This window comes from Roseateles flavus (assembly GCF_039872765.1).
In the GTDB taxonomy this organism is placed as follows: domain Bacteria; phylum Pseudomonadota; class Gammaproteobacteria; order Burkholderiales; family Burkholderiaceae_C; genus Roseateles_B; species Roseateles_B flavus.
In genome coordinates this window covers 1-1,441 of record NZ_JBDPZC010000048.1, presented here as the reverse complement: position 1 = coordinate 1,441, position 1,441 = coordinate 1, and the positions used below count along the sequence as shown (strand labels likewise).

Annotated in this window: 1 protein-coding gene; it reads right to left on the bottom strand. The window is 68.2% G+C overall.

What is annotated here, in order from left to right; translation table 11 throughout:
* Positions 1–1,441, bottom strand: a 1,441-nt coding sequence (locus tag ABDJ40_RS24670) for a condensation domain-containing protein (protein WP_347613765.1), incomplete at both ends; no start/stop codon positions are given.

Here is a 1,441-nt window from a genome sequence, read left to right as displayed (position 1 = left end):
TCGGCCCAGCGCCAGCACCTGCTCGCGCTCCGCCGCCGGCAGCACCTCCACGTCCCGCACCGCCTGCTGCGGCGCATGCTGCAGCGCCTGCACCATGCCCTGCAGCGCCGTGTGCATCAGCGCACACACCCGCTCAGCACCCACCGACGCCTGGACCTGCGCCGTCAGCATGAAGTCCTCGCCCAGATCGTCCACCGCCAGCGTCAGCGGGTAGTTGGTGCGTTCCTCTGCACGCAGCAGCAGCGCATCGCCCTCTGCGGCAGCACTCGCTTCATCCACGCTCTCTTCACTTTGCGGGGTGTAGCGGAAGTTCAGCAGAGAGGTGAACAGCGGCACCTGGGCCTCCACCGCGCTGCAACGCTGTGCCAGGGCCAGCGGCGCGTGTTCATGGCGCAGCAACTGCGCCAGCAACTGGTGCACCTGATGTGCGGCCTCCGCAATGCCCCGGGTGTCGATGCTCAGTCGCACCGGCAAGGTGTTGATGAACATGCCGAAGACCCGATCGGCTTCCTGCCCTGCGCTCATGCGGCCAAAGAGCACCGTGCCGAAGACCACGTCCTGACGGCCGGTGCACCGGGCCAGCACCAGCGCCCAGGCCAGGTGAACCAGCGTCGCCACGCTGAGGCCCAGTCGGCGCGCCTGCCCGCGAAGCGCCTGAGAAAGCGGGGCACTGAGGAGCAGGCTGGACTCGTCGATGCCCGTGCCATCACCCTGCACATCCAGCAGGCCGAAAGGCGCCGTGGGCTCGTCGATGTCTCCCAGCATCTGGCGGAAGAAGGCCTCGTGCTCCTCCTGGCTCACGCCCAGCCTGGCCTGCGCAACGAAGTTGCGGAAAGGTGCCGGCGAGGACAGCAGGTCTGTCCAACCCTGCTCGATCAGCTGCGCCTCCTTGGCCAGCAGCTCAAGCGTCGTGTGGTCGATGGCCAGGTGATGGGCGAGCAGGCGCAGCAGCCAGCGGCCATTCGCGGGATCGTGGGCGGCATGGCAGCGCAGCAGTGGCGCCCGGCCTACGTCCAGGCGCAGGTGGCGCGGATCGTAGCGGGCCTCCAGCTGCTCGGCGACATCGCCGTCCCGGGGATCCAGGGTCTCGAAGCTCAAGGGCAGGTGCACCTTGCGATGGACCACCTGCACCGGCTGCGGCAGACCATCCCATGCAATGGAGGTGCGCAGCACGTCGTGGCGGTCCATGACCTGCTGGATGGCCTGCGCGAAGCTTTCAAGCGCCTCGCGCGAGGCGAAGCTGTAAAGGCTGGGCAGCAGGTAGGGGTCGCCCTCCTTCTCCATCAGGTGATGGAACAGGATGCCTTCCTGCAGCGGAGCCAGCGGGTAGATGTCCTGCACATTGGCCGCGCCGCCTTCCACGCCGGCCACGATGCCGTCAATGGCGGCCTGGTCCAGCTGCACCAGGGTCAGCATCGGCGGCGTGATGGCCGTCGCGCCC